Source organism: Pseudomonas sp. Y3 TE3536 (assembly GCF_053629175.1).
Genome location: NZ_JBRJHU010000001.1, coordinates 1,861,906 through 1,885,631, shown reverse-complemented (window position 1 = coordinate 1,885,631; position 23,726 = coordinate 1,861,906). Strand labels below are relative to the sequence as shown.

The window sequence follows — 23,726 nt, the reverse complement described above, 5'->3', positions numbered from 1 at the left end:
AAAAGGTTGATTCTGCTCATGAGCCAAGCGCCCCTCGTCCTGGTGGACGGTTCCTCCTACCTCTACCGCGCTTTCCACGCATTGCCGCCGCTGACCACCTCCAAAGGCATGCCTACCGGCGCGGTCAAGGGTGTGCTGAACATGCTCAAGAGCCTGCGCAAGCAATACCCTGACAGCCTGTTCGCAGTGGTGTTCGACGCCAAGGGCGGTACCTTCCGCGATGCCATGTTCGCCGAGTACAAGGCCAACCGCCCGAGCATGCCCGATGACCTGCGGGTGCAGATCGAACCCCTGCATGCCAGCGTCAAGGCCTTGGGCTACCCCTTGCTGTGCGTCGAAGGCGTGGAGGCCGACGATGTGATCGGCACCCTGGCGCGCAGCAGCGCGGCGCAAGGCCGGCCGGTGATCATTTCGACGGGTGACAAGGACATGGCGCAGTTGGTGGACGGCCACGTCACCTTGGTCAACACCATGACCGGTAGCGTGATGGATGTTGCCGGCGTGCACGAAAAATTCGGCGTCGGCCCTGAGCACATCATCGATTTCCTGGCCCTGATGGGCGACAAGGTCGACAACATCCCGGGCGTGCCGGGTGTGGGCGAGAAGACCGCTGCCGGCCTGCTGACCGGGATCGGTGGCGGCCTGCGTGATGTCTACGACAACCTCGACAAGGTCCCGGGCCTGAGCATCCGTGGCGCCAAGACCTTGCCGGCCAAGCTTGAGGAACACCGTGAGGCGGCGTTCCTGTCCTATGAGCTGGCCACCATCAAGATCGATGTGCCGCTGGATATCGAAGTCGAGGCGCTGGTCTGCGGCGAGCCAGACCGCGATGCGCTGCTGGCGTTGTACACCGAGATGGAGTTCAAGAGCTGGGTCGCCGACGTTCAGCGTGAAGCTGCCAGGGCCGGGGCAACCGTGGCCGTGCCTGAAGAAGCGGCACCGGCGGCCAAGGTCGAACCGAAGTACGAGACGGTCCTCGACCAGGCCCGTTTCGACGCCTGGCTGGCCAAACTGCGCCAGGCCCCGCTGTTTGCGTTCGACACCGAAACCACCGGCCTGGACGCGCAGCAGGCGCAACTGGTCGGCCTGTCGTTCGCGGTCGAGCCGTTCGAAGCCGCCTATGTGCCGCTGACCCATGACTACGAAGGCGCGCCGGTTCAGCTGGACCGCGAGGCTGTGCTGCTGGCGCTCAAACCCCTGCTGGAAGACGCAGCCAAAGCCAAGGTCGGGCAAAACGCCAAGTACGATATCAACATCCTGGCCAATGGCGCCCCGGCTATCCACATGCGCGGCGTGGCCTACGACACCATGCTCGAGTCCTATGTGCTGGACTCCACGGCCACCCGCCACGACATGGACAGCCTGGCGCAGAAGTACCTCGACCACACCACCATCACCTTCGAGCAGATTGCCGGCAAGGGCGCGAAACAGCTGACCTTCAACCAGATCCCGTTGGACAAGGCCGGCCCGTATGCCGCCGAGGACGCCGACATCACCCTGCGCCTGCACCAGGCGCTGCAGGCGCGCCTGGCCAAAACCCCAAGCGTGCAGCCGGTGCTGATGGACATCGAGATGCCGCTGGTGCCGGTGCTGGCCAAGATCGAGCGCCAGGGTGCGCTGGTGGATGCCGAGCTGCTGCACGTGCAGAGCGGCGAACTGGGCGTGAAGATGGCCGAATTGGAGCGCCGCGCCTACGAACTGGCTGGCGAGACCTTCAACCTGGGCTCGCCCAAGCAGTTGGGTGCGATCCTCTACGACAAACTGGGCATGCCGGTGCTGAGCAAGACCGCCAAGGGCCAGCCGTCTACCGCCGAGGCGGTACTCGACGAACTGGCCGAGCAAGGCTACCCGCTGCCTGAGGTACTGATGCAGTACCGCAGCCTGAGCAAGCTCAAGAGCACCTACACCGACAAACTGCCAGGGCAGATCAACCCACGCACCGGGCGCATTCACACCTCTTACCAGCAGGCGGTGGCGGCCACCGGGCGCCTGTCGTCGAGCGACCCGAACCTGCAGAACATCCCGATTCGCACCGCGGAAGGGCGGCGTATCCGCCAGGCCTTCGTGGCCAGCCCTGGCTACAAGCTGCTGGCGGCGGACTATTCGCAGATCGAGCTGCGCATCATGGCTCACCTGGCCAAGGACGAAGGTTTGCTGCACGCCTTCCGCAACAACCTCGACGTGCACCGCGCCACTGCGGCTGAAGTGTTCGGCGTGCCGCTTGAGGCTGTTACCACCGACCAGCGCCGCAGCGCCAAGGCCATCAACTTCGGCCTGATCTACGGCATGAGCGCCTTTGGCCTGGCCAAGCAGATCGGCGTCGACCGCAAGCAGTCCCAGGACTACATCGACCGCTACTTCGCCCGTTACCCGGGCGTACTGGCCTACATGGAGCGCACCCGCGCTCAGGCCGCCGAGCAAGGCTTCGTCGAAACGCTCTTTGGCCGTCGCCTGTACCTGCCAGACATCAACGCCAAGAACCCGGCCCTGCGCAAAGGCGCTGAGCGGACGGCGATCAACGCACCGATGCAGGGTACGGCTGCCGATATCATCAAGCGGGCGATGGTCAATGTGGACAACTGGCTGACCGAGAGCGGCCTCGATGCCCGCGTGATCCTGCAGGTGCACGACGAATTGGTGCTGGAGGTGCGTGAGGAGCTGGTCGAGCAGGTAAAAGATGAAATTCGTCTGCACATGAGCCGCGCCGCGCAACTGGATGTACCGTTACTGGTGGAGGCAGGAATTGGCGCGAATTGGGACGAAGCTCACTGATTGAGCCGGCAAAGCTGTGTAGGATCTGCGACGTGGTGACGCGGATCCTGGCATGGCTAGATGCTATTAGTGCTGGAGTTTCATGAAACTATCGCAAATAGTTTTCAGGGCTTCGGAACTAAACCGGTGAAGCGGAACTCAGAGTAACTGAATGGCTGGTGAAGCCCTTCGATGCTCCTATGTTGTGTTAAGTGTTGGCAGATATCTGGACCCCGCCCTAGCGGTCCGGACTTGGACCCCGAACTTCCCCCTCCCCATACGAAGTCCGGGGTTTTTTTTGCCTGCGATTTGCCTGACAGGCGCTGCTGCTCCCCCACTGTGGGAGCAGCCTTGTGCTGCGAAAGGGCCAATATGGGCAACAGATATCTACAGCCTGACATGGCCTCTTCGCAGCACACGGCTGCTCCTACTGGAGTCTATGCAGGTTTTTAGGCCACGGGCTTGTCTTCCAGCTCCATCCAGTCCGCCAGCACGCGGTAGGCTTCGTCCAGCCCCAGGCGCTTCGGTGCCGAGAACAGCTGGATGGTCACTGCGTCGCCCCAGCCCTTGCGGATCTCCGACTGCACCTTGAGCAAGGTGTTCTTGCCGGCGCCGTGGGTGAGTTTGTCGGCCTTGGTCAGCAGGATGTGCATCGGCATGCCGCTGGCCTTGGCCCAGTCGAGCATCATCTTGTCGAAGTCGGTCATCGGATGGCGCACGTCCATCATCAAGATCACACCGCGCAGGCACTCACGGCTGCCCAGGTAGGCTTCCAGGTGGCGCTGCCAGTGCTGCTTGAGTGGAATCGGTACTTTTGCATAACCGTAGCCCGGCAGGTCGACCAAACGCCGTTCATCGTCCAGACTGAAGAAATTCAACAGCTGGGTGCGCCCCGGGGTTTTCGAGGTACGCGCCAGGCTGGCATGAGTCAGGGTATTGAGGGCGCTGGATTTGCCGGCGTTGGAACGGCCGGCGAAAGCCACCTCGTAACCCTGGTCGTCCGGGCATTGTTCGACCTTGGCTGCGCTGAGGGCGAATGTGGCTTTCTGGCAGAGGCCGAGGATGGGGTTCTTGACTTGCATGGGATATCCGATGTGGGTGTTGCCTGACTCTGAAGGCTCGAGCCTGGCAAGCGGTGTCGTTTCCGTTTGGATGGCGGAAGTATATAATGCCCCAGTTTTTGTGTGCTCATTCTCCCAGCGAAGGAGAGCGAGCATGGGGTGTCGAACAATAGCTCGCGCATCAGAACGCAGCGCGGCCCCCAACCCTGAAGGTCGTTCCGCATGGCGAAATGGCTGCTTGCTGTCGGTATGTTCCTGCCGTTTTTCAGCGCACAGGCTACACAGGATCCCGAGGTGTTGTACAACCGCACGTGTGCGGCCTGTCACGCCGGTCAGTTGCCACAGGCCCCCCAGCAGGGTGACCGGGCAGCATGGGAGCCAAGACTGGCGCAAGGTGTGGATGTACTCGTGAGGCATGTGACCCAGGGTTTCAAGGCTATGCCGCCGCGTGGATTGTGCATGGACTGCAGTGCCGAGGACTACCGTTTGGTCATCCTTTGGATGAGCGGCAGTCCCGATACATAACATTTCACCCTTAGCCGTGTTGGATTAGCTGATGAACAAACTAGTCGTGAGTCTGCTGTTGACCATGGGTGTCGCAGGTGCGGCCATTGCTGCGGAACCTATCAAAGGCGATGCCGCCGCCGGCCAGGCCAAGACGGCCGTCTGTGGTGCCTGCCACAACCCCGACGGCAATAGCCTGGCACCGAACTTCCCGAAACTGGCAGGCCAGGGCCAGCGTTACCTCGAAAAACAACTGCACGATATCAAGTCTGGCAAGCGCACCGTGTTGGAGATGACTGGCATGCTGGCGGCCTTCAGTGACCAGGACCTGGCCGATATCGCGGCGTACTTCGCCAGCCAAAAAGGTAGCGTCGGGGCGGCCGACCCCAAGCTCGTCGAACGCGGCCGCGCCTTGTTCAATGGCGGCGACCTGGAAAAAGGCATGCCCGCCTGTACCGGCTGCCACTCACCGAACGGCGCAGGTATCGCCCTGGCCGGCTTCCCGCACCTGAGCGGGCAGCACTCGCAATACGTGACCAAGCAACTGACCGAGTTCCGTGAAGGCGTGCGTACCAACGATGGCGATGCCATGACCATGCGTACCATCGCGGGCAAGCTGAGCAACCACGATATCGAAGCGTTGGCCAGCTACATCCAGGGCCTGCACTGAGGTAAATGGCGAGTTCTTCGCGGGCAAACCCGCGAAGAAGCTGGCGTATTAACATTCGGTTAATGTTGTAAGCCAAAGATGAAAGGGCGGCCGGACCGCCCTTTTTTACGTCCGCAGCCGTTACACTACAGAACTCGGGCCTGGCCCGGCCTGTCTCAACACAGGTCGCGTCGAGGCGACCCATGAATGCTCAGGAGTAAAGCATGCGTAAACTGATTCTCAGCGCTGCGCTGGTCGCCGCCAGCGTATTCGGTATGACCGCCGTACAGGCCGCCGAGCCTGTTGCCGGCAAAGAATATATCGAGCTGAGCAACCCCGTTCCGGTTTCCGTGCCTGGCAAGATCGAAGTGGTCGAGCTGTTCTGGTACGGCTGCCCTCACTGCTATCACTTCGAGCCGACCGTCAACCCATGGGCTGAAAAGCTGCCGGCTGACGTCAATTTCAAACGTGTTCCCGCCATGTTCGGTGGCCCGTGGGACGCCCACGGCCAGATGTTCCTGACCCTCGAAGCCATGGGCGTCGAGCACAAGGTGCATGCCGCAGTGTTCGATGCCATCCAGAACCAGAAAAAGCGCCTGACCGAGCCTCAGGACATGGCCGACTTCCTCGCCACCCAAGGCGTGGACAAGGACAAATTCCTCGCCACCTTCAACTCCTTCGCCATCAAAGGACAGGTCAACCAGGCCAAGGAACTGGCGAAGAAGTACGAAATCACCGGCGTCCCGAGCATGGTCGTCAACGGCAAGTACCGCTTCGACCTGGGCACCGCAGGCGGGCCAGAGGGCGTGCTGAATGTTGCCGACCAGCTGATCGCCAAGGAGCGCGCCGCTAAGTAAGCGGCGTACCCATGCCCCGCTTCCGAAGCACGCGTGGCATTGGCCTGCACCAGCCGCAGGTCAACGAACATCACCTGCAGGCGCCCGGCCTGCCAGAGGATGGGCGCCTGCGGCTGCTCAGTTTCAATATTCAGGTCGGCATCAGTACTGAGCGCTACCGGCATTACCTGACCCGCAGCTGGCAGCACCTGCTGCCGCACACCGGGCGTGCCAGCAACCTGCAAAAAATCGGCAAGTTGCTCAGTGACTTCGACCTGGTGGCCTTGCAGGAAGCCGATGGCGGCAGCCTGCGTTCGGGCTACATCAACCAGGTCGAACACCTGGCCCAACTGGGTGCCTTCCCTTACTGGTACCAGCAGCTCAACCGTAACCTCGGGCGCTTCGCCCAGCACAGCAACGGCGTGCTCAGCCGCCTCAAGCCGCAACACCTCGAAGATCACCCCCTGCCCGGCCCGGCCGGCCGCGGTGCCATTCTGGTGCGCTTCGGCGAGGGTGAAGATGCGCTGATCGTGGTGATGATGCACCTGGCGCTCGGCGCCAAAACCCGCGCCCTGCAGCTTGGCTACATTCGCGAGCTGATTGGCGGCTACCGCCATCAGGTGTTGATGGGTGACATGAACACCCATGCCACCGACCTGCTGGAGCATTCCCCCCTGCGCGACCTGGGCCTGGTCGCCCCGCAAGTCGAGGCCACCTTCCCCAGTTGGCGACCGCAGCGTTGCCTGGACCATATCCTGCTCAGCCCAAGCCTCACCCTTGAGCGCGTCGAGGTGTTGGCGCAGCCAATTTCCGATCACCTTCCCGTTGCCGTCGAGATTCGATTGCCTGATGCATTGACTGTGGATACGCTGCCGGTTTTGAGCTAATTGCCATCACCGTTTGCGGGCCCGGGCATGACTGACGACGCTGAACGCTGGAAAGAGAAATACCTTAAGAGCATCGAGCAGCAAGAGAAGCTTGAACGCCGTTGGGACGCGCGTCTCGACCTGCTGCGTCGTGGGCTGGTGCGCAGCACCCTGGCCGCCGAAGGCAGTGACAAGGTGGTGGACCAGTGCATGAAGGAAATGCGCGAGGTCATCCGCAGCGACAACATGGACGCAGGCCTTGCCGGGCTGATTCCGCGCCTGGAAAAAGCCGTGCTGGATTCCGAGCAACGCCGGGAAACCCGCATGAACCAGGTCAGCGATGCGCTGACGGCGCTGGTCACCCAGCTGCAAGGCTTGCCGCTGCCAAGCGACATCTCGCGGCCGCTGAAAAAACTGGCGAAAAAACTCGACGGCGGGGTTGCCCAGTCGCGTGAGCTGCCCCCGTTGCTGGGGGAGCTGAGCGGCCTGCAAGGTCGCGCGCTGGATGCGTTGGGCAAGCCTGAAGAAGAGCGGCCAGGCTTTTTGCAGCGCTTGTTTGGTGGTCGTGACAGCGAGCAGCCCGACGAAGCAGAGGTTGCACTGGCGGCGGCGCCTGTTGTGGCAATGGCTGAGGCCGTGGCGCCGCCCGTTGCCGCCCCCGTTCAGCGCGTTGCTGAAGACCCGCAGCCCGAGGATGTAGACGCACTGCTGCCCCTGGCTCCCCCAGCACTGGCTGAGCCAGCCTTGGTAGCGGAGCTGGAAGGGCCGGCGCTGATCGAAACCGCAGACGTGCCGAGCGCGCCGCCACCCGAGCCTGTGCCGGATGAGGCGACAGCGCCAGAGCCAGCCCTCAGCCAACCCACGCCAGAGCCCGTACCGCCGCAGACGCTGGAAGAAACGTTCGGTGAAGATGGCCCCTATGCCCTGCCCTACGCGGTAGAGCCGCCCTACAGCCAAGTGGCCGCCCATATCGAGCAGACCCTGATCGGCCTGCTCGACGACCTCAGCCTGCCCGAGCGGCACAAGGCCCAGGCCCTGGAAATGCGCGAGCGGGTGGCGCGGGGGCTGAACTGGTACGAACTGATCCCGGTGCTCGACGACTTGGCGGTGCTGATGCTGGCGATCACCGACAGCGGCCAGCACGAATTCGAGACCTACCTGCAACAGCTCAACGAGCGCCTGGAAGGCTTCCAGAGCCACCTGCACGAAGCCAGTGCCGGGCATGCCGACAACAGCACCGCCGCCGAGGCACTGGATACCCAGTTGCGTCAGCAGGTCGATGGGCTGCAGAGCAGTGTGAAAGGCGCCGCCGACGTGGACAGCCTCAAGCACATCCTGGAAAACCGGCTCGAGGGCTTGCTGGTGACCATGGACGAGCACAAGCATGAGCGTGATCGCCGCGAGCAGGAACTTGCCGGTCGCCTGCAGGGCCTGTCCGAGCGCGTGGCGAACATGGAGCACGAGGCGCTTGGCTATCGCGAGCACCTTGAAGAGCAGCGGCAAAAGGCCTTGCTCGACCCGCTGACCGGCCTGCCCAATCGCGCGGCCTGGAGCGAGCACCTGGAACGCGAGATGCTCGACTGGCATGAAAACGGCGGCCACTTGGCCATGGCGATTCTCGACCTGGACCACTTCAAGCGCATCAACGACAACTATGGGCACCTGGCGGGTGACAAGGTGCTGAAGATCGTCGCCGACCAGCTGCGCAAGCGCCTGCGCGGGCGCGACTTCATCGCCCGCTTTGGCGGTGAGGAATTCGTCCTGCTGTTCCCGCAGACTTCACCCGCCGCGGCCGCACAGATGGCTGAGCTACTGCGTGCGACCATCGAAGCCTGCCCGTTCCATTTCAAAGGCGAGCGCGTGGTGATCACCGCCTCCATTGGCTTGGGTGCATTCCGCTCCGGCGAGCGCGGTGACCAGGTGCTCAAGCGCGCCGACACCGCGCTGTACCGTGCCAAGGACTTGGGGCGCAACCGTGTCGAGCAGGGGTAAGGGGCGGCGCTGACTCACGGCGAGCACAGGCCATTCAGAGCACGTTATACTGTAGCGCTTACACGCTGAGGCCGCCGACGTGCTTTCCACCGTTAAAAAAACACTGCTCACCTGCTTGCTGGTTGCTGTTGCGGGTTGCTCGACGGGCCTGCGCATTGACCGCAGCCACCCGTCGGCCAACCAGGACGAGCGTATCCAGTTTGTCGTCCTGCACTACACCAATGCGTCGCTCGAGCGCTCATTGGCGCTACTGACCCATGGCGAGGTCAGCAGCCACTACCTGATCGGCGATGGCCCGGCCACGGTCTATCAGCTGGTGGATGAAAGCCGCCGCGCCTGGCACGCCGGTGATAGCCAATGGCAAGGGCGCACCTGGTTGAATTCGACCTCGATCGGGATCGAAATCGTCAACCCGGGGTTCACCGACACGCCGAATGGCCGAGTCTGGCACCCCTACAGCGAAGCCCAGGTTCAGGCCTTGATCGCGCTGCTCAAAGACATCGTCAAACGCAACAACATCGACCCCCGGCATATCGTTGGCCACAGCGATATCGCGCCGTTGCGCAAGCTCGACCCAGGCCCGTTGTTCCCGTGGAAGCGCCTGGCCGACGCGGGTATCGGTATCTGGCCCGAGCCTAACGCAGTGGCGCGGCAACAAGCCTTCTTCAGCGTCAACCCGCCGAGCGTGAGCTGGTACCAGCAGGAGTTGGCGCGGTTTGGTTATGCCATCGCGCAAACTGGCGAACTGGACGTTGCCACCCGGCATGTGATCGCGGCGTTCCAGATGCGCTTCCGCCCACAACGCTTCGATGGCATGCCCGATGCCCAGACGGCCGCCATGCTGCAAGTGCTCAACCGCATGCGTTGATGCAGGGGGAATGGGCTGCGCAGCAGCCCTTGACCCGTTAATCGCCCAACGGCGAGGATGATTCTCGATTCAGTTGCTATACCTTGGTAATCAACTGGATGCCCTTGATGTCAGCCCTCATCGCCACGCTGCGCCAAATTTTTTACCGTCCCTGGATGCTGGCCTCACTGGCAGCACTGGCCAGCGCCGCACTGTTGCTCACCGCCAGCATCGGTATTGCCCTGCAGCAGATGAAACAAAGCGAGAGCGAACAGATGAATGCGCAGGGCGAGCGCTTTCTCGATCGCCTTGAGCAGGTATTTGGCCAGCTTCGTGAAGGGGTCGACACCCTGCAGGCGCAGCCTTTGCGCGGCTGCAGCCCAGAGATGCTGGCGGCATTGCAGCAGGTGGGCCTGAGTTCACGCTTCATTTATGAAGCCGCGTACGTCGATGCCCATGTCGCCTGTTCCAACCGGGGGGATGAACGGGCCTTCGAGCCACTGCGCGCGCCTGACATCAAGGGGCCGACCTACAGCTACTGGTTGAACACCACGATCGAGCCCGACGAAAATCTGGCGGCCCTGATGCTGGGGCGTGGCAATTTCGTGGTGTCCACGTCGCGCGGGCACCTGACCGATGTTGTCGACCTGCCGCCCGGTGGCAGCCTGGTGGTGGTGCTGGACAACGGTACCCGGGCCATCCCGGTACTAGGCCCGCCGCAGGTGTGGCCACCGCCCTCGGCCTGGTCGGCCAGCCACAAGTCGCTGCTCGAATTGAGCGACCGCCTCATCTACCGCATGCCGACCAAATCGCCGGATTACCAACTGGTGCTGATTGCGCCACGCGCCAGCCTGCCCCTGCGCATGAACGGCATGCTCTGGCTGCTGTTCCCTGGCAGCGTGCTGGCCGCCTGCTGCATTGGCTGGCTGGTGTTGCAGCTGATTCTGCAGCGCCGCTCGATGAGCTCGGAGCTGCAGAACGCACTGCGCCGGGGCGAACTGCAGGTGCTTTACCAGCCGATCATCGAACTCGACACACGGCGTTGTGTCGGTGCCGAGGCCCTGGTGCGCTGGCGCCGCCCGGACGGCACCTTGACCAGCCCGGACCTGTTCATTCCGTTGGCCGAAAATACCGGGCAGATCCGCCAGATCACTGACTTTGTCTTGCAGCGGGTGCTTGAGCAGTTGGGCCAGTTGCTGCGGTCGCACCGCAACCTGTACATCTCGGTAAACCTTGCGGCGTGTGATGTGATGGTCCCGCGCATTGGCCGGGTGGCGGCGCGGCTGCTGGCCTTGCACCGGGTGGCGGCCAGCCAGATCGCCTTCGAGGTGACCGAACGCGGCCTGATCGACGTGGTGGTAGCGCGCGACAACCTGCAGGCCCTGCGTGCGGTAGGCCACCAAGTATTGATCGACGATTTTGGCACGGGTTATTGCAGCCTCGCCTACCTGCAGACGCTGCCCGTGGACTGCCTGAAGATCGACAAGGCCTTCATTGATGCCTTGGGGCACGATGCCGCCAGCAGTGGTGTGGCCCCGCACATCATCCGCATGGCCCACGACCTGCACCTGCGGGTGATTGCCGAAGGCATCGAATGCGAAGACCAGGCGGTGTTGCTCAACAGTGAAGGGGTCAATTATGGCCAGGGCTGGTTGTTTGCCCGGCCGTTGAACGCCCGCCAGTTTGCCGAACTGGTGACCCGTGGGTGGCGGGCGGTGCCGGCGCGGCGGGGTACCGATGAGTCTTGAGGGCAAACCCTGTCGTCAGACCGGCAGCGCCATGTAGAACTGAGTACCCTGCCCCGGCCGGGAAAACACGCCCATTCTGCCGCCGTGCAGTTGCACGATTTCTTTGCACAACGCCAGGCCAAGCCCCGCGCCACCTTTTTTGCGCCCTACCTGCACAAAGGGCTCGAAGATGCGCCCTTGCTGCCCATAGGCGATGCCCTCGCCGTTGTCTTCGACACTGATGATCACCCGCTCCGCATGCCGCCTGGCGTGAAGCCGTATACGGCCACCACTGGGGGTATGGCGGACGGCGTTGTGCAGCAGGTTGTCCAGCACCCGGTCGAGCTGGGCGATGTCGGCCTGAATACGCGGCAGCGGCAGTTCCAGCTCCTTGATCAACTCGATCTGTTTGTGCGCGGCCTGCTCGTTAAAACGCAGCTGCGCGCGCTCCAGCAGTTCATCGATGGCGCATGGGGCGAGGTCGAGCTTCTGCAGGCCGCTCTGGTAGCGGGAGAAATTGAGCAGGTCGTTGATCAGTTGGGTCAGCCGCTGCATTTCCTCGCCGATGGTCTCGAGCAGGTCGTACTCGCGCGCCTCGGGCGGGAACTTCACCCGCTCACGCAGCAGGCCGAACGCCATGTGCATGCCCGTGACCGGGGTGCGCAGCTCGTGCGAGGCACGCAGCACGAACTCGCTGCGTACGCGCTCGAAGGCCCGTTGCTCGGTGACATCGTGCAGCACCATCACCGCACCCAGGATCGGCCCCTGGGGGTGGCTGACCGGTGTCAGGCTGTAGGTCAGCAGGCGGGTTTCTTCATCGACGTCGATATTCAGGTCGTCGGGTGGGCGATCTAGGCTGCCACCGCGCAGCACCTGGCGTAGCTGTTGCTCCAGCTCCGGGCGTTGCAAGGCTTCGGCCAGGGTGTTGCCCAGGCGGCTGTCGCTCCAGCCCAGCTGGCGCTGCGCCACAGGGTTGAGGTGTTCCAGGCGGCCTTGGCGGTCAATGATCAGCAGGCCATCGTCGATGCTGTCGAGCACGGCCTGCAGGCGTTGCTGGCCGGCCAGCAGTTCATCGACGTTGGTTGCCTGGTGCTTACGCAGGGCGTCGGCCATGAGCCCGAAACGGCGGGTCAGCTGGTTCAGCTCGATGGCCTGAGTGACTGGCAGCGTCACATCGAAGTCGCCCTTGCCGAGTTGATCGGCCGCCTTGGCCAAGGCTTCGATCGGTTGACCGAAGCGTCGCGCGATGTTGTGCGCCGTGATGAAACCCAGCACCAGGATCACCAAGCCCATCAGGCCAAGGACGCCGCTGACCATCAAGGCGCGATCGCGGGTATGTTCCTCGCTGCGGGTAATGTGATCCAGTGCTTGCTTGTGGGCGTCGATGAGGTCGGTGCGCACTTGGTTGAAGGCAGCCCCCAGGGGCTGGTCCATACCCATGCTGCGCGCCGGTGCGGGGCTGTCGCGGTAGGCCTCGAGGAAGGTCTGGTAATTGCTGCTGGCCTTGCTGAAGCCGGTGCGTTCGCCGCCTTGTTCAAGCCCTTGGTTGAGCAGGGACTGGAAGTTGTCTTGCAGCACTTGCAGGCTTTGCGGCGCGGTGTCCTCGTCAAGGATCAGGGTCAGCTGTTCGCCGAGGTTCTGCCGCAATTTAAGCCCCACTTCCAGGGCGTGGGTGGTGTCTCGCACGAGCTGCTGTTGCACCGAGGCCATCTGCAGCACGCTCACCAGGCCCAGCATCAGGCCGAGCAAGGCCACCGTGACCAGCGCCGAAATGCTGAGGAAAAGCCGCGTGCGCAGCTTCATCTGCCACTTCATAGGTTGTACTGCTTACGTTTGCGATAAAGGGTCGAGGCATCGATGCCCAGGGTTTTGGCGGCCTGGTCAAGGGTATCGCTGGCAGCCAGCACCGCGCCGATGTGGGCGCGCTCCAGTTCATCCAGGCTCAACGCCGCGCCAACCCGTGGTGCGTTGCCGGCGGGTTGTTCGCCCATGCCCAGGTGGCTGATCTCGACGCGCTCCTGCGGGCAGATGATGCTGGCGCGTTCGACCACGTTGCGCAGTTCACGGATGTTGCCAGGCCAGCGGTAGTTGAGCAGGGCTGCACGGGCTTCTTCGCTGAAGCCGCGGGCGGGCCGGGAGTATTCCTTGACGAAGCGGGCCAGAAAACGGTCGGCCAGGGTCAGGATGTCTTCGCTGCGCTCGCGCAGGGGCGGCAGGTGCAAGGTGATCACGTTCAGGCGGTACAGCAGGTCTTCGCGGAAGCGGCTTTCGCGCACCATCTCCTCGAGGTTGAGGTTGGTGGCAGCCAGAATGCGCACATCGGCGCGTCGGGTGACCGGGTCACCCACGCGCTCGTACTCCTTGTCCTGGATAAAGCGCAGCAGCTTAGGCTGCAACGTCAGTGGGAAATCACCGATTTCATCCAGGAACAACGTGCCTCCGTCGGCCTGGCTGACCCGGCCAAGGGTGCTTTCGCTGGCACCGGTGAAGGCGCCGCGGGTATGGCCGAACAGCTCGCTTTCCATGAGCTCGGCATTCAGCGAGGGGCAGTTGATGGTGACGCAGGCTTTGCGCGCACGCTTGCTCCAGCCATGAATGGCGCGGGCCAGCTCGCCCTTACCGGTGCCGGACTCGCCCAGGATGAGGATGTTGGCATCGGTGGTTGCAACCTGGCGCGCCGTTTCCAGCACCACCATCATGGCCGGGCTGTGCGAGTCGAGGCCGTCCTTGGGTTTGCGCACCTCGCCTTCAAGGGCTTCGAGGCGTGCCGACAGTTGGCGCACTTCCAGCTGTTTGGCGGTGGCCAGGCGCAGCTGGTCTGGGCTGCAGGGCTTGACCAGGTAATCGGCCGCCCCTGCCTGGATGGCATCCACCGCGGTGTCGATCGCCGAATGCGCGGTCACGATCACCACCCGCATCCAGGGGGCCTGGATGCGCATCTGCGCCAGCACGTCGAGGCCGTTGTCCTCGCCCAGGCGTAGGTCGAGGAAGCACAGGTCGAATACCTGGCGTTGCAGCAAGGTTTCGGCTTGGGCGGCACTGTTGGCGGTGGCCACGCTATAGCCTTCGTCTTCGAGGCAGTAGCGGAAGGTGCGCAGGATCGCGGACTCGTCATCCACCAGCAGAATGCGGCCTTGGTTGTCCTGGGCTGATTCCATTTCCTGCGCTCCTTAGGATAGATCTTCAATTAGTGTGGGAAAAATCGGGCAAGTTGCATGGTCAATTCTGAAGGATTCTGTCCTTTGCATGCTAGCCAATGGCCAAAGTAAGCCCGAAAACCGCGATATCTCGATGATTTGCTTAGAGCTACGCGCTGGCACATTGGTTGCGACTATTTTCTGTTTTTGCCAACAAAGGAGGCACAGCCATGCCCTTTTCCCCACGACTGGCCGTGTTGGCGGCCACCTTGCTGCCGGTATTGACCCCGGCATTCGCTGACCCTGTGCAGGACGCCCGCCTGGAGGGTTCGCTGCAAACCGCGTTATCGCTCAACAGGATGCTCAACCCGTTTCGCATCGATGTCGAGGTGGACGGCCAGCAGGCGCGGCTGACCGGTGAGGTCGAGAACGATGTCGAGCGCCAGTTGGCCGAGCATGTCGCCCTGGCTACGCGCGGTATCGAAAAGGTCGACAACCAGTTGAAGGTCAATGCCCAGCTGGTGGAGCGCCCGCTGGAACTGCGGGCTTATGCACAGCGGCTGGAAGATGCAACGTTGGCTGCCGTGATCAGGGCACGGCTGCTGTGGAGCCGCACGACCGAGAAAGCGCCTATCGAGGTGCAAAGCAGCGATGGCGTGGTGACGCTTCGCGGCAGGGTCGACAGCGCAGAGGCCAAGGAGCTGGCCGGGGTGGTGGCGCGAACCACCGACGGCGTGCACCTGGTCAACAACCTGGTCAGCCTGGACACCGCCGCCATGGCCAAGGCTCGCGAGAACCCGGTGGGTGCCCCGACCGGGCCGCAACCCAGCGATAGCTGGATCGTCGACAAGATCCAGAACAGCTTCCGTTTCAGCCGCAACCTCGATGGCCTGAACCTCAAGGTGGCCAGCCAAGAGGGCCTGGTGCGGCTGTCGGGAGAGGTGGTCAGCAGCGAGCAGAAAACCATCGCCGTGGAGATCGCCCGGCAGATCATCGGCGTGCGTGGTGTGGACGCCGACCTGCTCAAGGTCGCGACCAAGGTCGAGGGCTGATCGTGCAATTCGCACGACGCCAAGGACGGCATCGTGCAGGATACGTCCTTCGGTGCCATGGGTGATTATTTTAACTATCTGATTTTAAAGGAATTTTATTGAATTCAAAGGCTGGCATGCAGGCTGCAATTACCTGTTCAGGTTTGAACAACAATTACAGCAGGAGGAGCCGGCATGAACCGCCAATCCGTCAACCGCTCGCAGAACGCCGCACTGCCTTTGCGCCAGTTCCTGTTTCTCGGCATGGCGCTGCTGATGACTTTGGCCGCCGGCCTCTTCTACTACAGCTGGCAGACCGCGCGTCTGGCGGATCAAGTGGCGGCGCAGACCGCGCTGTTGACGCAGATTCAGGCAACCCGTGCCAGCACCCTGGTCAGGGCGGCTGACCCGCTGCCTTCGCCTAAGGCCAATGCATCGCCGGCCACCGTAGAAACTGTCGTACCCCAGGATCGCTGGGTGTTCTGAGCCTGTCCTGGACGCCTAGGGCCGGATTGATTTCAAAAAAGAAAGGAGAACCACCATGCTGAGTTGGGCTATCACTTTCCTCATCATCGCCATTGTCGCCGCCGTACTGGGCTTCGGTGGTATCGCTGGCGCCGCCACGGGTATCGCGAAGATCCTGTTCATCGTCTTCCTGGTCCTGTTCGTAGCCTCCTTCTTCTTTGGACGTGGTCGAGGTTGACGATGAGCAGGAAGCTTTGCACTGCCCTGGCTGCCGCCTTGTTGCTGGGCGGCAGTGCAGGGGCGATGGCGGCCAATGACGGCCAGGTCCGGGTCGACCAGTTGCTCGGCTCGGACCCTGAATACCGGGAAGCCTGGGAGGACACGATCAAGGGCGAGGAACGGCTGCCCGATTGGGTAGTCAACCTCACCGGCAGTGCCCAGGAGCAGATGTCGGCAGTCACCGAGGACGGCGACCAGTACCTGGTCGGCCCCCTGTGCGAAACGGCGGACAACTGCACCTACAAACGCCTGATCGTGGCGTTCAGTTGGGACAAGGACGATGCCTACGGGATGCTCGTGGAGGTACCCGAAGGCTTGCCGAGCGACAAGTCGCCTACCCGTCATGCGCAGTACCGCTGGCTTGGCAAGCCGGATGACGGCATGAAGGCGATGTTGCGCGAGCAACTCAAGCGTGACCCGAAATGGTACTGAGCGTTTAGCCAGCGCTGATGAACGGTAACGCACTGTCACGTAATAGAAGCTGAACCTTTTTATAGTTCAGGCTTCTATGATGCGCCGCCCCGAGGAGGGGCAGCACATGACCATGGGGCCGGGCTGTTCTGATTGTTGCAAGATCGGAGTGGCCTAGGGGTACAGGGAGTGCCTCCAGTATTGGGCCGGGTCAGGAAAGGCGGAATCGGAAGCCTCAGGTCGGGGGTGTCATCGGGGACACCGCACCGACCTGACTTCCGAGGAGCCATCAGCCATTTCATCAATGCCATCGTCCAATGGCCCCTCTTGCGTGTTTTTCGCTTCGGGACACATTTTGTCTCGACCGTACATCACATTTTTTTTCCGTTCGACGCCGCTGCCGCAAGTGTCATTTCGGCCATTCGGATTGTCGAACAAGCCATTCATCCCCCTCCCTATGCACTGCCATATCGGCCCAAAAATGGCGCTTTGGTCTTGTTCGGGTTTCCGAACGTTATAAATCAAGCACTTGCGACATGCCATTTTCAGCGCAAACCGTTATGCAGTATCGGCATGGGGTATGCGTTTCCGGCATTAGATTTCCCCCTTCCCCATCGCAATAGTTGCCGCCTTTTCGCTGGCCCGAGCGCCCTGTCGCTCGCTCGCGGTGTCCTTACATGAGGTCGCCGGACGGAAGCTTTTTCGCTCACCGTGACGTTGCCAACGGCTCTGTTACGCGCGTTTTCGTTCGACGCCCATGACCACTAGAACAAAGGGTAAAGACATGAAGAAGGCAAAACTGAGCCTCGCCTGGCAGATCGTTATCGGTCTGGTCCTGGGCGTTGCAATCGGCGCGCTACTGAATCATTTCAGTGCGGAAAAGGCATGGTGGATCAGCAACGTCCTCCAGCCCGCTGGTGACATCTTCATTCGCCTGATCAAGATGATCGTCGTCCCGATCGTGATTTCGTCGCTGATCGTGGGCATCGCCGGAGTTGGCGACGCGAAGAAACTGGGCAGCATCGGCCTCAAGACCATCATCTACTTCGAAGTGGTGACCACCATCGCCATCGTCGTCGGTCTGGTGTTGGCCAACCTGTTCCACCCGGGCGCCGGCATCGACATGAGCACCCTGGGTACCGTGGACATCTCCAAGTACCAGGCCACCGCGGCCGAAGTGCAGCATGAGCACGCGTTCATCGAAACCCTGCTGAACCTGATCCCGTCGAACATCTTCGCAGCGCTGATGCGTGGCGAAATGCTGCCGATCATCTTCTTCTCGGTAATGTTCGGCCTGGGCCTGTCGAGCCTGCAGGCAGAACTGCGCGACCCGCTGGTGCGTACCTTCCAGGCTGTGTCGGAGACCATGTTCAAGGTCACCCACATGATCATGAACTACGCCCCGATCGGCGTATTCGCCCTGATCGCGGTCACCGTCGCCAACTTCGGCTTCAGCTCGCTGCTGCCGCTGGCCAAGCTGGTGTTGCTGGTGTACTTCGCCATCGCCTTCTTCGCCTTCATGGTGCTGGGCCTGGTGGCGCGCGTGTTCGGCTTCTCGGTGATCAAGATCATGCGCATCATGAAAGATGAGCTGATCCTGGCCTACTCCACCTCCAGCTCCGAAACCGTGCTGCCACGGGTGATCGAGAAGATGGAGAAGTACGGTGCGCCGAAGTCGATCTGCTCGTTCGTGGTACCGACTGGCTACTCGTTCAACCTCGATGGTTCGACCCTGTACCAGAGCATCGCGGCAATCTTCATTGCCCAGCTGTACGGCATTGACCTGTCGTGGAGCCAGCAGTTGCTGCTGGTCCTGACCCTGATGGTCACCTCCAAAGGCATTGCCGGTGTACCGGGCGTCTCCTTCGTGGTACTGCTGGCGACCCTGGGCAGCGTGGGCATCCCGCTGGAAGGCCTGGCCTTCATCGCTGGTGTCGACCGCATCATGGACATGGCCCGTACCGCACTGAACGTGGTCGGCAATGCCCTGGCCGCGCTGGTTATCGCACGCTGGGAAGGCATGTACGACGCTGCCAAGGGCGAGCAGTACTACGCCTCGCTGATGGCCGACAAGCAGGAAGCTGCAGTGGTTGGCCAGACCGCCAAACGCTGAAGCTAACGCGTTGAACAAAAAGCCCCGACTTGTCGGGGCTTTTTGCTATCTGTTGTAAAGCACACCGGCCTGTAGGAGCAGCCTTGTGCTGCGAAGAGGCCGGGGCAGGCGCTGAGAACAGAACAGTTGTCACCGGCCTCTTCGCAGCACAAGGCTGCTCCTACAGGGGGGTGGGCTACGTTGGGCGCTAATGAACAGCTCGATACGCTATCATTCGGGCATTTTTCAGGGGGAATACACGGATGCTCAACGGCCTTTGGCTCGGCTTTTTTCTGGTGGCGGCCGTGTCCGCCCTGGCCCAATGGCTGATCGGCGGTAACGCCGGCATCTTCGCGGCGATGGTCGAGAGCATCTTTGCCATGGCCAAGCTGTCGGTGGAGGTGATGGTCCTGCTGTTCGGCACCCTGACCCTGTGGCTGGGCTTTCTGAAAATCGCCGAGAAGGCCGGCATCGTCGAATGGCTGGCCAAGGTGCTTGGCCCGCTGTTCGCCAGGCTGATGCCAGAGGTACCCAAGGGCCACCCGGCCCTGGGCCTGATCACCATGAACTTCGCCGCCAATGGCCTGGGCCTGGACAACGCGGCCACGCCGATCGGCCTGAAAGCCATGCGGGCACTGCAGGAGCTGAACCCCAGTAGCACCACAGCGAGCAACGCGCAGATCCTGTTCCTGGTACTCAACGCCTCGTCGCTGACCTTGTTGCCGGTGACCATCTTCATGTACCGCGCGCAACAAGGCGCGGCCGACCCGACGATGGTGTTCCTGCCGATCCTGCTGGCCACCAGCGTGTCGACCCTGGTCGGCCTGCTGTCGGTGGCCGTCATGCAGCGCCTGCGTTTGTGGGACCCGGTGGTACTGGCGTATCTGATCCCCGGTGCGCTGCTGTTGGGCTGCTTCATGGCCTTTCTCGGCACCTTGTCGGCGGCCGCGCTGTCGAGCCTGTCGTCGCTCCTGGGCAACCTCACGCTGTTTGGCGTGATCATGCTGTTTCTAGTGATCGGCGCGCTGAAGCGGGTCAAGGTGTACGAAGCCTTTGTCGAAGGGGCCAAGGAAGGCTTCGACGTGGCCAAGAACCTGCTGCCTTACCTGGTGGCCATGCTGGTGGCGGTGGGTGTGCTGCGCGCCTCGGGCGCCCTGGAGCTGGCGCTGGATGGCATTCGCCATGCGGTGAACTGGATGGGCCTGGATACACGCTTCGTTGAAGGCCTGCCCACCGCGCTGGTCAAGCCGTTCTCCGGCAGTGCCGCGCGGGCGATGTTGATCGAGACCATGCAGACGCAAGGCGTGGACAGCTTCCCGGCGCTGGTCGCAGCGACCATCCAGGGCAGTACCGAGACCACGTTCTATGTGCTGGCGGTGTACTTCGGTGCGGTGGGCATCCAGCGGGTGCGCCACGCGGTCGGTTGCGCACTGCTGGCGGAGTTCTCCGGGGTGGTCGCGGCGATCTTCGTCTGCTACTGGTTCTTCGGCTGAGCCTGCGCGGCCTGGGCGATTGTCCAGGCCACCACCTGCCCTGCCAGCTGGTCGCTGGCCGCGCCGAAGCCTGCGACGACAGCCGCGACCTGCTTGTCGGCCAACGGCCGGCGGATTTCGAATCGTTTGCTGGCCAGGATGCGCTGGCTACGGCCCTGGACCAGCCGGGCATCGTAACGAATCACCACCTCCACTGCCCCGTCCGGGCGGTACTCGCTCTGAAACGCCTGCAGTTCGCCGGCCAGCTCGTAGTCAGCCTGCAGGTTGCTGTCGTCGGCGCTCAGGCGCTGCACCTGGCCGTCACGCTGGAACCCGTCGAGCAAGCGGTTGCGCAGCAGTACCGGCACAGCGTCGCTCCAGCGTGCGCCCTTGTAGCTGCTGACCACGTCCCCTTGTGGAATCACCGTGATCCGGGGGCCGGCCAGCACTTCGCTGGCCAGCGGTTTGTTCAGCCGCAGCGACCAGTCCAGCGGCGTGGCAACGCGGCTTGGCTGGTTCACGGGCAGGCGATAGAGGTCCACAGGTTCGCTTGGCGGCAGGATCGAGCAGGCACTGGCCAGGCTCATCGCGGCCGCCAGGGCCAACAGGCGCAGCGAAGGTTTCATGGCTGGAACTCCTTGTTGTTGTCGCGGCCGAGCAGGTAGCCGCTCGGGTCGGCCTCCAGTTGCCGGGAAATGCCCTTCAGTGCGTTGAGGGTCTCGCGCAGCTCGCGGATTGCGGGGGTTAGCTGGTTCAGGCCCTGGGCACCGTCGCCAATGGCCTCACTGTTGTTCTTGAGCAGTTGGTTGATGGTTGCCGTGCTGTCGGCCAGCGACTGCATGGCCTGCCCGGCATTGCCGATGGCTTGCTTGCCTTCGCTGCCGAGCAGGCCGTTGGCGTTGCGCATCAGTGCCTGGGTTTCGGCCAGGGTGGCGCTGGCCTGTTTGCCAACCTGCACCAGTTGCTCGATGGCCTGGGCAATGCCGCCGTTCTGGCCGGCGAAGGCACTGGTGGTCTTGTCGAGGTTGGCCAGGGTGCTGCTGAGGTGGCCAATGTTGTCGTCAGAGAACATCTGGTTGGCGTTGTGCAGCAGCAGGTTGATGTTGGTCACCAGGTCGCTGCTGTCGTTGAGCAGGCGTGAGATTGGCGAAGGCGAAGCGATGATCACGGGCAACTTGCCGTCCTTGCCCTTGAGCTCCGGGCTGTGGGGCGTGCCGCCGCTGAGCTGGATGAACGAGTTGCCGGTGACCCCGGCCAGGGTCAGCTTGGCCTGGGTGTCTTCCTTGACCGGTGTGTCGCCGCTCAGCCGTACGCGGGCGAGCACGCGGCGCGGGTCTTTGGGGTCCAGGCGCAGGGTCGACACGTCGCCGACCTTGATGCCGTTGTACTGCACCGGGCTACCCCGGGACAGGCCCGAGACGGCTTCGTTGAACACCACTTCGTAATCCTTGAAGGCATCGTCGACACTGGACTTGGTCAGCCACAGGCCGAACAGCATGGCACCGGCCACCACCAGGACGGTGACCAGGCCAATGAGGACATGATGTGCTCGGGTTTCCATCGTTCAGCGCTCCTGCCTCGGGCGGGCGGCGGCCTGTTCGGCTGCACGCCCGCGGGGGCCGTGAAAGTATTCTTGAATCCAGGGGTCGTTGGCTTGCTCGACCTCGGCAAGGGGGCCGGCCACCAGCACCTTCTTCTGCGACAGCACCGCGATGCGGTCGGTGATGGTGTAGAGGGTGTCCAGGTCGTGGGTGATGAGGAACACCGAGAGGCCCAGTGCGTCGCGCAGGGTCAGGATCAACTGGTCGAACGCGGCGGCGCCGATCGGGTCGAGGCCCGCGGTGGGTTCATCGAGGAACAGGATGTCCGGGTCCAGGGCCAAGGCGCGTGCCAGCGCCGCGCGCTTGATCATGCCGCCGGACAGCGAGGCCGGGTATTTGTCGGCGGCCGAAATCGGCAGCCCGGCCAGGGCCAGCTTGACCCCGGCCAGGTGCTCGGCATCCGCGCGGGACAAACCAGCATGCTCGATCAGCGGCAAGGCGACGTTTTCGGTGATGGTCAGCGACGAGAACAGCGCACCCTTCTGGAACAGCACGCCGAAGCGCCGCTCGACCAACGAACGCTGCTCTTCGCGCAGCTCGGCCAGGTCTTGGCCGAATACCTTGATCTGCCCTTCGTTGGGCCGGCGCAGGCCAATGATGCTGCGCAGCAGCACCGATTTGCCGCTACCCGAGCCGCCGACCACGGCCAGGATCTCGCCCCGGTACAGGTCCAGGTCGAGGTTTTCATGCACGCTCTGGCTGCCGAAGCGGTTACAGATGCCCCGGGCCTCGATGACTGTTTCGCGCCCGCTCACCAGCCCATCTCCATGAAGAACAGTGCCGCCACCGCGTCCAGCACGATGACCACGAAAATCGACTGCACCACTGCCGAGGTGGTGTGTGCCCCTACGGATTCTGCGCTGCCACTGACCTTGAAGCCTTCAAGGCAGCCGATGGCCGCGATCAGGAAGGCAAAAAACGGCGCCTTGGCCAGGCCGACGAGGAAGTGCTGCACACCGATGTCGGTCTGCAGCAGCGACAGGAACATGGCCGGTGAGATATCCAGCGACAGCGCGCAGACCACCGCGCCACCGACAATGCCACAGATCATCGCGAGGAAGGTCAGCAGCGGCAACGAGATCAGCAGGGCCAACACCCGGGGCACGACCAGCAGCTCCATCGGGTTCAGGCCCAGGGTGCGGATGGCGTCGATTTCTTCGTTGGCCTTCATCGAGCCGATCTGCGCGGTGAAGGCACTGGCCGTGCGGCCGGCCATGAGGATGGCGGTCAGCAGCACGGCGAATTCACGCAGGAACGAGAACGCCACCAGGTCGACGGTAAAGATGGTCGCGCCGAAGGCAGCCAGCACCGTGGCGCCAAGAAACGCCACTACCGCACCTACCAGGAAGGTCAGCAAGGCCACGATGGGGGCGGCGTCCAGGCCGGTCTGCTCAATGTGAGCGACCACCGGGGTAAGCCGCCAGCGGTGCGGCTGGAAGGCCCTTCGCAGCAGGGTTTCCAGAATCAGGCCGACGAAGCCGAGCAATTGCCGGGTGTCTTGCCAAAGGGTATTGACGGCACGGCCGATGCGCTCCAGCAGCAACAGCAGCACCGGGCGTTCTGCCTCCTTGACCGGGATGCAGTAGTCCTGGACGGAGCAGTAGACGTTCTTGAGCAGGGCGCGGCTGGCGTCGGGCAGGCTGTCGGTGCAATGGGACAGGCGCTCGGAACCGAGCAGTTCGGCCAGCAGCGAGGCGCCGGCGGTGTCGAGGCGGCCCAGTTGGCTGAGGTCGGCAACGGTGTCGCTGCTGCATTGCGTGCGCAACTGCTCGCTTTCGCGCTTGAGGCTGGCGTAGTGGGCCAGGGTCCAATCACCGGTAATGCGCAGGCAGGCGGGGTGTTGATTGGTGTCCAGGGTGGCACTGGGGGGGGTCATAGGCTCCATGCAACTGACTCGGCGCTAAGGCTTAGGGGCTGATCATAGCGCAGAGGGCATGGGCTGGTTTGTTGATTATGTGCTGAGTGTGGGCGCTGGGGGCCGCTTTGCGGCCCATCGCAGCGGTTC

General features: G+C 62.8%; 21 protein-coding genes. 14 read left to right on the top strand and 7 right to left on the bottom strand.

Going from position 1 to position 23,726, the window contains the following annotated elements:
- The first annotated feature begins 18 nt into the window (after positions 1–18).
- Entirely contained in the window at positions 19–2,772 is a 2,754-nt protein-coding gene (gene polA / locus AB7M33_RS08455; RefSeq protein ID WP_454242704.1) for a DNA polymerase I, read from the top strand.
- Positions 2,773–3,200: 428 nt separating this feature from the next.
- On the opposite strand, the gene yihA is transcribed toward polA, so the two are convergent.
- A complete protein-coding gene (gene yihA, locus AB7M33_RS08450; RefSeq protein WP_099428013.1) occupies positions 3,201–3,833 on the bottom strand; it encodes a ribosome biogenesis GTP-binding protein YihA/YsxC in 633 nt (210 codons plus the stop codon).
- 201 nt (positions 3,834–4,034) lie between these two features.
- Between yihA and AB7M33_RS08445 the strand changes: the two genes are divergently transcribed.
- The 7 genes from AB7M33_RS08445 (at position 4,035) to AB7M33_RS08415 (ending at position 11,254) form a co-directional block, all read left to right on the top strand.
- Entirely contained in the window at positions 4,035–4,337 is a 303-nt protein-coding gene (locus AB7M33_RS08445) for a c-type cytochrome (RefSeq protein WP_027591974.1), read from the top strand.
- A gap of 31 nt (positions 4,338–4,368) precedes the next feature.
- Positions 4,369–4,986, top strand: coding sequence for a c-type cytochrome (locus AB7M33_RS08440; protein WP_085272106.1), 618 nt, complete (start codon positions 4,369–4,371; stop codon positions 4,984–4,986).
- Positions 4,987–5,189: 203 nt separating this feature from the next.
- Complete coding sequence (gene dsbA, locus AB7M33_RS08435; protein WP_454242703.1) at positions 5,190–5,822, top strand: thiol:disulfide interchange protein DsbA; 633 nt, start codon at positions 5,190–5,192, stop codon at positions 5,820–5,822.
- A gap of 11 nt (positions 5,823–5,833) precedes the next feature.
- Complete coding sequence (locus AB7M33_RS08430; RefSeq protein ID WP_027591971.1) at positions 5,834–6,688, top strand: endonuclease/exonuclease/phosphatase family protein; 855 nt, start codon at positions 5,834–5,836, stop codon at positions 6,686–6,688.
- Positions 6,689–6,715: 27 nt separating this feature from the next.
- Entirely contained in the window at positions 6,716–8,659 is a 1,944-nt protein-coding gene (locus AB7M33_RS08425) for a GGDEF domain-containing protein (RefSeq protein ID WP_454242702.1), read from the top strand.
- A 79-nt stretch (positions 8,660–8,738) separates the two neighbouring features.
- A complete protein-coding gene (locus tag AB7M33_RS08420; protein ID WP_027591969.1) occupies positions 8,739–9,527 on the top strand; it encodes an N-acetylmuramoyl-L-alanine amidase in 789 nt (262 codons plus the stop codon).
- A 107-nt stretch (positions 9,528–9,634) separates the two neighbouring features.
- A complete protein-coding gene (locus AB7M33_RS08415; RefSeq protein ID WP_099428015.1) occupies positions 9,635–11,254 on the top strand; it encodes an EAL domain-containing protein in 1,620 nt (539 codons plus the stop codon).
- 15 nt (positions 11,255–11,269) lie between these two features.
- Here the strand turns inward: AB7M33_RS08415 and AB7M33_RS08410 are convergent, their stop codons facing one another.
- Both AB7M33_RS08410 and algB read right to left on the bottom strand, forming a co-directional pair.
- Positions 11,270–13,048 carry a KinB sensor domain-containing domain gene (locus AB7M33_RS08410; protein WP_099428016.1) on the bottom strand — a complete coding sequence of 593 codons (1,779 nt, stop codon included), beginning with the start codon at positions 13,046–13,048 and terminating at the stop codon, positions 11,270–11,272.
- Complete coding sequence (gene algB, locus AB7M33_RS08405) at positions 13,045–14,391, bottom strand: sigma-54-dependent response regulator transcription factor AlgB (RefSeq protein ID WP_454242701.1); 1,347 nt, start codon at positions 14,389–14,391, stop codon at positions 13,045–13,047. The genes AB7M33_RS08410 and algB overlap by 4 nt, the downstream gene beginning before the upstream one ends.
- Before the next feature lie 209 nt (positions 14,392–14,600).
- Here algB and AB7M33_RS08400 point away from each other — a divergent pair, with 209 nt between their 5' ends.
- The 6 genes from AB7M33_RS08400 (at position 14,601) to AB7M33_RS08375 (ending at position 20,141) form a co-directional block, all read left to right on the top strand.
- Positions 14,601–15,422 (top strand): BON domain-containing protein, encoded by an 822-nt coding sequence (locus AB7M33_RS08400; RefSeq protein ID WP_027591965.1) that lies wholly within the window; start codon positions 14,601–14,603, stop codon positions 15,420–15,422.
- A 174-nt stretch (positions 15,423–15,596) separates the two neighbouring features.
- A complete protein-coding gene (locus AB7M33_RS08395) occupies positions 15,597–15,887 on the top strand; it encodes a hypothetical protein (RefSeq protein ID WP_085272104.1) in 291 nt (96 codons plus the stop codon).
- Positions 15,888–15,942: 55 nt separating this feature from the next.
- Positions 15,943–16,104 carry a DUF1328 domain-containing protein gene (locus tag AB7M33_RS08390; RefSeq protein WP_003252966.1) on the top strand — a complete coding sequence of 54 codons (162 nt, stop codon included), beginning with the start codon at positions 15,943–15,945 and terminating at the stop codon, positions 16,102–16,104.
- Positions 16,105–16,106: 2 nt separating this feature from the next.
- On the top strand, positions 16,107–16,577 hold the full coding sequence (locus tag AB7M33_RS08385; RefSeq protein WP_027591963.1) for an inhibitor of vertebrate lysozyme family protein: 471 nt from the start codon (positions 16,107–16,109) through the stop codon (positions 16,575–16,577).
- Positions 16,578–17,340: 763 nt separating this feature from the next.
- The gene (gene gltP / locus AB7M33_RS08380; RefSeq protein ID WP_027591962.1) at positions 17,341–18,669 is read left to right on the top strand and encodes a glutamate/aspartate:proton symporter GltP; all 1,329 of its coding nucleotides are present in this window, start codon (positions 17,341–17,343) and stop codon (positions 18,667–18,669) included.
- A 242-nt stretch (positions 18,670–18,911) separates the two neighbouring features.
- Positions 18,912–20,141: a nucleoside recognition domain-containing protein gene (locus tag AB7M33_RS08375; protein ID WP_027591961.1), complete on the top strand. Its 1,230-nt coding sequence runs from the start codon at positions 18,912–18,914 to the stop codon at positions 20,139–20,141.
- Here AB7M33_RS08375 and AB7M33_RS08370 read toward each other — a convergent pair.
- The 4 genes from AB7M33_RS08370 to AB7M33_RS08355 are packed head-to-tail and all read right to left on the bottom strand — an operon-like array spanning position 20,123 to position 23,606.
- The gene (locus AB7M33_RS08370) at positions 20,123–20,746 is read right to left on the bottom strand and encodes an ABC-type transport auxiliary lipoprotein family protein (protein WP_454242700.1); all 624 of its coding nucleotides are present in this window, start codon (positions 20,744–20,746) and stop codon (positions 20,123–20,125) included. The genes AB7M33_RS08375 and AB7M33_RS08370 overlap by 19 nt on opposite strands.
- A complete protein-coding gene (locus AB7M33_RS08365; protein ID WP_027591959.1) occupies positions 20,743–21,681 on the bottom strand; it encodes an MlaD family protein in 939 nt (312 codons plus the stop codon). Before AB7M33_RS08365 ends, AB7M33_RS08370 begins: the two co-directional genes overlap by 4 nt.
- Before the next feature lie 3 nt (positions 21,682–21,684).
- Positions 21,685–22,476: an ABC transporter ATP-binding protein gene (locus AB7M33_RS08360; protein WP_027591958.1), complete on the bottom strand. Its 792-nt coding sequence runs from the start codon at positions 22,474–22,476 to the stop codon at positions 21,685–21,687.
- Entirely contained in the window at positions 22,473–23,606 is a 1,134-nt protein-coding gene (locus AB7M33_RS08355) for an ABC transporter permease (protein ID WP_085272102.1), read from the bottom strand. Before AB7M33_RS08355 ends, AB7M33_RS08360 begins: the two co-directional genes overlap by 4 nt.
- Positions 23,607–23,726 lie beyond the last annotated feature (120 nt).